This is a genomic window from Stenotrophomonas sp. SrG (assembly GCF_050031795.1).
Classification (GTDB): domain Bacteria; phylum Pseudomonadota; class Gammaproteobacteria; order Xanthomonadales; family Xanthomonadaceae; genus Stenotrophomonas; species Stenotrophomonas rhizophila_A.
This window is the reverse complement of record NZ_JBNBBE010000220.1, coordinates 1-277: the sequence shown is the minus strand read 5'-3', so window position 1 is coordinate 277 and position 277 is coordinate 1. Positions and strand designations below refer to the sequence as shown.

Genomic DNA, 277 nt, shown 5'->3' with positions numbered 1-277 from the left:
CGATCCGGAACTGCGGGAGGTGGAGGACGACAGCCACCGCCACGCCGGGCATGCGGGCGCGCGCGAGGGGCGCGGGCACTTCAATGTCCACGGGGTCAGCGCGGCCTTCGAAGGCAAGCTGCCGCTTGCGCGCCATCGCGCGGTCTACACCGCCTTGGGCACCCTGATGGAGACCGATATCCACGCGTTGTCCATTCGTGCCGACGCGCCGTCAAAAAAGGGCTGAAACCCTTGTCCTGCCTTGTCCCGGTGAGTCCCGGGGCGACCTCGCCAAGAC

The 277-nt window shown here is 68.2% G+C and carries 1 protein-coding gene; it reads left to right on the top strand.

Translation table 11 applies throughout. The features are described from left to right. Nucleotides 1-226: BolA family protein (locus ACQG3P_RS19600; RefSeq protein WP_426805977.1), on the top strand; the 226-nt coding region annotated here is incomplete at its 5' end. Nucleotides 227-277 lie beyond the last annotated feature (51 nt).